Source organism: Rhizobium sp. PEPV16 (assembly GCF_008919455.1).
Taxonomy (GTDB): domain Bacteria; phylum Pseudomonadota; class Alphaproteobacteria; order Rhizobiales; family Rhizobiaceae; genus Rhizobium; species Rhizobium leguminosarum_Q.
Window position 1 is genome coordinate 1 of the sequence record NZ_VSZV01000134.1, and the last position, 6811, is coordinate 6811.

6 protein-coding genes are annotated in these 6811 nt (G+C 59.3%); all 6 read left to right on the forward strand.

What is annotated here, in order from left to right:
• The coding region (locus FY112_RS02380) for an ABC transporter permease (RefSeq protein ID WP_246700585.1) at positions 1–1232 on the forward strand (1232 nt) is incomplete at its 5' end.
• A complete protein-coding gene (locus FY112_RS02385) occupies positions 1232–2053 on the forward strand; it encodes an ABC transporter permease (RefSeq protein ID WP_151517563.1) in 822 nt (273 codons plus the stop codon). The genes FY112_RS02380 and FY112_RS02385, both read left to right, overlap by 1 nt.
• Positions 2054–2067: 14 nt before the next feature.
• A complete protein-coding gene (locus tag FY112_RS02390) occupies positions 2068–2424 on the forward strand; it encodes a RidA family protein (protein WP_131629604.1) in 357 nt (118 codons plus the stop codon).
• A gap of 299 nt (positions 2425–2723) precedes the next feature.
• A complete protein-coding gene (locus FY112_RS02395; RefSeq protein ID WP_131629605.1) occupies positions 2724–3350 on the forward strand; it encodes an SIS domain-containing protein in 627 nt (208 codons plus the stop codon).
• Positions 3351–3367: 17 nt separating this feature from the next.
• Entirely contained in the window at positions 3368–4606 is a 1239-nt protein-coding gene (locus tag FY112_RS02400; RefSeq protein ID WP_151517564.1) for a glycosyltransferase family 2 protein, read from the forward strand.
• Positions 4607–4625: 19 nt separating this feature from the next.
• Positions 4626–6596, forward strand: coding sequence for a hypothetical protein (locus FY112_RS02405; protein ID WP_151517566.1), 1971 nt, complete (start codon positions 4626–4628; stop codon positions 6594–6596).
• The last annotated feature ends 215 nt before the right edge of the window (positions 6597–6811 follow it).

The following is a 6811-nucleotide window of genomic DNA, read 5'->3' on the forward strand; positions in this document are numbered from 1 at the left end:
GCGACGGCTCTGTGATTGCCGCCCGCACGCGGGTGAACAGTCTCGGCAGTGCGAAAAGCAAGGCGCAGCTGAGAGCGCTGCTCTTGGTCGCGCCCCTGTTGATCTTCCTGCTGCTCGTCTTCGTCCTGCCTATTGCCCTGTTGTTGACACGCGCGGTCGACAACAGGGCGGCTTCCGCCGCCCTGCCCTACACGATGTCGGCCCTTTCCGGCTGGGATGAAAAATCCCCGCCCGACGAAGCACTGTTTGCTGCCTTTGCCACCGATCTGAAACAATCGCCCCGCGACCAGATCGCCGAGGTGGCCAAGCGTCTCAACTATTACGAGACGGGCATGCGCTCGATGCTCTTGAAAACCGCGCGCACGATCCGCAACGCGGAGCCGCCCTACAAGACAGCCTTCGTTGCCATCGATCCCAAGTGGGAGACCCCGCACTACTGGACGCTCATCAAGAATGCGTCACCGCCCTTCACCGACTATTACCTGCTCGCCTCGCTCGACCTGGAGCGCGACGCCTCAGGCGCCAGCGGCAGGGTCTCGGCGGAGAATGCGGTGCATGTCGATGTCCTGATCCGCACATTCGTCGTCAGCGCTTCGGTGACCGTGATCTGCCTGTTCCTCGGCTATCCCCTCGCCGCCCTGATTGCCCGGTCGAAAGGGGCGGTCGCCAATACGCTGCTGATCCTGGTGCTGCTGCCGTTCTGGACCTCGCTTCTGGTCCGCACCAGCGCCTGGGTCGTCCTGCTGCAGGGACGCGGCGTGATCAACTCGGCGCTCATCTGGTTGGGTCTGATCGACCCAGCGCATCCCCTCGACCTGATCTACAATCGCATCGGCGTGCTGATCGCCATGACCCATATTCTGCTGCCCTTCATGGTGCTGCCGATCTACAGCGTCATGAAGAGCATCCCTCCGGTCTATCTGCGTGCCGCCTCGTCACTTGGCGCGCCGCCGATGTCGGCCTTCTTCCGCATATACCTGCCGATGAGCATGCCTGGTGTCAGCGCCGGCGGGCTACTCGTCTTCATCCTGGCGCTTGGCTACTACATCACGCCGGCTCTGGTCGGCGGGCCGGGAGACCAGATGGTGAGCTATTTCATCGCCTATTACTCCAATCAGGTCACGAACTGGGGCATGGCGGCGGCTTTGAGCACGATCCTGCTAGTGGCGGTGCTGATCCTCTACGCCGTCTACAATCGCATTGTCGGTATCGACAGGCTGAGGATAGGCTGATGACGAACTTCCTTTCTTTCCCGCGGCTGTTTTCGATCCTGTTGTGGCTGGCTGGCGGCCTGGTGATCCTGTTCCTGATCGCGCCGATCGTGGCGATCGTGCCGCTCTCCTTCAATGCCGAGCCGTTCTTCACCTATCCCATGCCCGGCCTGTCGCTCCGCTGGTATCGCGAATTCTTCGATTCCAACGTCTGGCAGCTGGCGCTGAAGAACAGCATCATCGTCGCCGTCTTCGCCACGCTTCTGTCGACCTTTCTCGGCACGCTTGCCGCGATCGGCCTCAGCCGGCCCTCCTGCCCGGCGCGTGCAACGCTGACCGCCATTCTGATTTCGCCGATGATCGTGCCGGTCATCGTTTCGGCCGTCGGCATCTACTATGCCTTCGCCGCCGTCGGGCTGCTCAACAGCCTGACCGGGCTGATGCTGGCGCATACGGCGATCGGCGCCCCCTTCGTGGTGATCACCGTCACCGCCACGCTCGCAAGCTTCGATCACAATCTGATGCGGGCGGCATCCAGTCTCGGCGCAGCCCCGGTCGAAGCGACGTTGCGCATCATGCTGCCGGTCATCGCGCCGGGGGTGGCATCCGGCGCGCTCTTCGCCTTCGTGACCTCTTTCGACGAAGTGGTGATCGCACTCTTCATCGCCGGCTCCGAAGAACGCACGCTGCCGCGCCAGATGTGGAGCGGCGTGCGCGAAACGCTGAGCCCGACGATCGCCGCCGTCGCCACGCTCCTCATCCTGTTTTCGACGCTGTTCCTCGCCACGATCCAATGGCTGCAGCGCCGCGCCGAACGCCAGAAGATTGCGCATAGGGCCTAATTCAGGGGGTGAGCATGCAGATCGAACGCTATGAAACCGGAAAGCGGATGAGCCAAGCCGTGACCTACGGCGGCTTCGTCTTCCTCGCAGGCCAGGTCGCAATCGACGCACCGGGCGCGTCCGTGCGCGAACAGACGACCAACATCCTGGCGCGGATCACGCGGCTTCTGGAAGGCGCGGGCAGCGATCCGACACGGATCCTCAGCGCGACGATCTGGCTTGCTGATATGTCCAGGTTCGAAGACATGAATGCCGTATGGGACGCCTGGGTGCCTTCAGGTCATGCGCCAGCGCGCGCCACGGTCGAAGCAAGGCTCGCCGGTCCGGAATTCGCCGTGGAGATCGGCATGATCGCAGCGGTCGGGAACTGACGGTCAGCGCTTTGCTGGAAGCGGCTGCCATCCCCTCGCTCACCCCACGTCATAACCTGCGCAAGGCAAGGCGGGCCCCGCGCGTAAACCGCCGAAAGCATTTATCGGCGCGGCTCATCTCAAATCAGCGCCCTGGAGCTCGAGCAGAGGCGGTGAATTCAAATGCCTGGCGTGACACCGTTAGTTGCAAAGCCGTGACACTCTGCGACAACCCTCAAAAGAGGGGGCGGGCAACTTGCCTTTGTCCCATTTAATCTTTAAGGACGCCCCAATTTCCAAGGCGTAGGGACTGAACGAGTATGTCACAGAACGACAACAGATCTTCGGGGCTTGGCGTAACAGCCGGCGACCTGGATCGGTACTTCACATTTCTCCGCCATGTTCTTGTGAATGCAACCGCTACGCGGGCAGCCGGAGAAAGCTTGGATTATGCGGCAGCGGTGACGGAGTCCATGCAACTGGCTCGCGCCACCCACGATGCCGGACGGAAGATTATATTCATTGGCAACGGCGGCAGCGCGGCAATCGCCAGCCACATGGCGACGGACTATGCCAAAAACGGTGGGCTGCGCGCCATGGCGATGAACGACGGCGCAACGCTGACATGCCTCTCAAACGATCTCGGATATGAGAACGTGTTCTCGACGCAAATCGCCATGCACGCGAACCAAGGTGACCTGCTGGTGGCAATCAGCAGTTCGGGGAGATCCGAAAGCATTACCAGGGCCGTCCGTACAGCACGGGGCAAAGGCTGCGCCGTCATGACTTTGAGCGGATTCGCGCCGGGCAATCCGCTGCGTGATCTCGGTGACCTGAACTTTTATGTGGCTTCCGATCAATATGGCTATGTAGAGATCGCCCATCTGGCGATTTGCCATGCCGTATTGGATTTTTCCTGCGGACTTGTCCCGCCCACTCTCTCCTAACGAGCCGTTTCACGCGCATGAATTCCCCCAGCATTCACGATCCGGAATTGACGCTTCTCACCCCCGACGATGATGTCACCGACCCTGAAGTGACGATCCTCGTCCCGTCTCTTAACGAGGAACTGACGATCGGAACCTTCGTCGACTGGTGCCGCGAGGGTATCGCGGCAAGCGGTGCGGCCGTGGAGATCCTGATCGTCGACAGTTCGACCGATCGCACACCCGAAATCGCGCGCGACAGGGGGGCCCGCGTGCTGCGGACGCCGAAGCGCGGTTTGGGCAGGGCTTATATCGATGCCATTCCATTCGTCCGCGGCAAGTTCATCATCATGGGCGATGCGGACTGCACCTATGATTTTCGCCAGATTGCGCCGTTTATCGAGGCCTTCCGGAAGGGCTACGACTTTGTGATGGGCTCGCGGTTCAAGGGCTCGATCGAAGACAATGCGATGCCGCCCCTGCATCGCTATTTCGGAACGCCGCTGACGACGTGGATTCTCAATCGGATGTTCGCCAGCCGCTTTTCCGACATCCATTGCGGCATGCGAGGCATCAGCGTCGATGCATTGCTGCGCATGGATCTTCGGTCGCAAGGCTGGGAATATGCGTCGGAAATGGTGTTGAAGTCCGTGCATATGGAGCTTCCGATCACCGAAGTACCGATCCACTTCCTGAAAGATCCGGATGGACGGCTCAGCCACATGAAGCGGCGGGGTTGGATGGAGCCGTGGCGCGCAGGCTGGCGTAATCTTCAGGCGATGTTCGTCTACGGGTTCGATTTCTTTCTCATCTGGCCGGGCTTCCTGCTTTTAGCCCTCGGCTTGATCGTCATGCTGCCGCTGCTTGCCGGACCTATGTCCATTGCCGGTGTGCGGTTCTCGTCCAACGCCATGCTTTTTGCCATGGCCCTGGCCGTGCTTGGTCAATCAATGCTGGTTTCGGCCGCGATCGGTCGGGTTATCTTCGATTATTCGGGACGTGTGCAGCCCCGTTTCGAGCGGCTCCTGCCTTATAACGCAACGATTTGGGGAACGGTCGTGGCCGTTCTTGCAGGCATTTTGTTGGCGTTCCCACTCGTCGATTCCTATGTCGAGAGTGGATACGTGCTGCCTGAGATCGGCGTCGAAACGAACTGGGCCGTCTTCGGGCTCTGGCTTATCACCACAGCGTTTCAGATCTTTATTTCAGGGCTCATGATCCGAGCGCTTGGGGTCATGCTGCCGATCAAAAAGCCTGCGCCGCCTCTCGCGGGATAAAAGCCACGAAAGGGCGATGATGATCGTAGGCTGGTGCACGGTTCTCTCCATAATATTATGGGGCCTCGTGATCGACAGGGGCCTCGTCGCTTGGCTCAACCGACGTTGCGATCAGCCATTTCGAGATAGTATCGATTCTCTATTCAGCGGCATTTTGCCGGCTCTGGCGATATCAGGCGGCGCGGCAACCATCCTTGGCGCATTTCATGGGCTGCGATGGGAAATTGTTGTTCCTATCGTGGCTGTTTCGATGATCTGGCGCTGGCGCGATCTGGTTGCCGTTCTTTGCGACCTGGGTTCGCTGTTTCGTAAAATTGCCGCTGAAACAAAAAACGGAAATCCGGTTCCGGTGCTTGCTGCACTCACATGCATTGTACTTTGCTATGTGTGGAGCGTTCTGGCCCTATTTCCGCCGGGCATTGCCGACGTATGGGTGTTCCACGTCCCGCTCGCAAACAGCATCATCGAGCACGCCGGCTTTGTGTCGCCGCAGATCGACCATCCCTTCTACGGCAATATTCCACTCTTCTTCAATCTGCTGTTTGCGCTCGTCATGATGGTCACCGGTCACTGGACCGGTGCGGCGACCATGAATATCGCAATTTTCTTCGGGTTTCTGTTCCTGCTTTCGAGCTGCGCTAGTCGTTGGCGGGCATGCGGTTTTTTCCTGGTGGCCGCTCTGATCCTCAGCATCCCCTTCTTCAGGGGGAGTGTCGGCGAACCGATGACGGATCTGGCCCGGTCGTGTTTCTCAGTCGCGGCCGTGCTTTTTCTGTGGCGCTATTTGGAAACCCGGCGCCCGGCGGAGCTTTTTCATTGTGCGCTCGTGTTAGGGGGAGCGGTCGGAGGAAAATATACGGAACTGCAAATGGTTGGCCTTATAGGACTGGCATTGATGCCGGCGCTTCTCAAAGGAAGGGTATCGCTGCCGCTCTTCCTGTCATGCCTCTGCGCATTTCTTGCCGTCGCGGGCTACTGGTATGCGAAAAATCTGATCATTCTCGGTAATCCGATTTATCCCTTCCTGTTCGGTCATCCGGGGCTCACCGATGCTTGGATGGCGGATTATACGCTCGAATTGGGCCGGGCTTTCGATCCCGCCAACCGACATTTCGTGACGAACCTCGCAACTCTGCAAGGTTGGCAGGACTTCCTCTATATTCTTTACGACTGGTTCCTCGCTCGCAAGCCGAATACCTTCGTCGCTCTTGCTTTGATACTGGCCGGTCTGGCAGTGGCCTTCCGGCGCATCGCATTTCTGGCAGCGATTGTCGCTGCCATGTTTGTGATATGGTACACCGTTATGTTCAACCACATACGGTGGGCGACGCCAGCCTATCTGCTTTTCTTCTCGACCGGGGTTATCGGCGCCTCCCTGGTTCGCGAAAGGCTGGATAAATGGCTCGACAGGCGAGTCCTGCCGCAGATAGCCCCACTTGCGAAAATCGTCTCTTCGCCAGCATGCATGGTCGCCAGCCCGGTTGTCGTCAGCTTGCTGGCCGGGGGCCTCTGGATTTCCCACTGGTATCGAGTGGGCGGCGGCGACATAGATCCCGTCAAGGCGAAAGAACTCGACGTCGTGCTTGGGATGATAAGCGTCGACGAATACATGGAGAGCCACCGCGAAGCTTATTTCATGTACCGCTATATCGCAGATCACGACCTGCGAACCGTTTTTCAACCTTTCGACACCGCCAACACATTATTGTCCGCGGCTTACAACGGCGGCCGCGATGGTGGCTGGCAACTGCCGCGTTACGTGCTGCCTGCACCGGGTTCCGATATCGATGCTTTCATCAGGGACAATCATATAGGCTACTTCATCGTCCCCGCCGATGCCGGTAGTGCGTTCCTCGCCGAACGCCTTGGAGAAGACAAAATGGTGATGGCCAACAGCGTCGTAGCGCACATGATGCCTCGCTCTTCGGTGATATTGACGGATCGGTTCGGCTGGAAGCTTTACCGTTTTGACGCGGGTCGGACACCGTGACTACTACGTCCTCCCCAGCGTTGCTTCGCATCGGCATACCGGTTTTGAAAGTGGCTATCGCGCTTGGCCTCGTCATATGGATCGCGCGCAAGGTAGATTTTTCGGAAGGGTGGGCTGCGGTCCAGACCCTGTCGGCGGCGACCATTTCGGTCAGCATCTTCCTTCTGCTCCTGCAGGCCGTCCTTTCGGCGTGGCGGTGGTGCCTTCTCTCGGAA

Excerpts from the sequence above, each read along its gene's own strand:
- FY112_RS02385 (WP_151517563.1), top strand. The coding sequence starts at position 1,232 with ATGACGAACTTCCTTTCTTTCCCGCGGCTGTTTTCGATCCTGTTGTGG.
- FY112_RS02390 (WP_131629604.1), top strand. The coding sequence starts at position 2,068 with ATGCAGATCGAACGCTATGAAACCGGAAAGCGGATGAGCCAAGCCGTG.
- FY112_RS02395 (WP_131629605.1), top strand. The coding sequence starts at position 2,724 with ATGTCACAGAACGACAACAGATCTTCGGGGCTTGGCGTAACAGCCGGC.
- FY112_RS02400 (WP_151517564.1), top strand. The coding sequence starts at position 3,368 with ATGAATTCCCCCAGCATTCACGATCCGGAATTGACGCTTCTCACCCCC.
- FY112_RS02405 (WP_151517566.1), top strand. The coding sequence starts at position 4,626 with ATGATCGTAGGCTGGTGCACGGTTCTCTCCATAATATTATGGGGCCTC.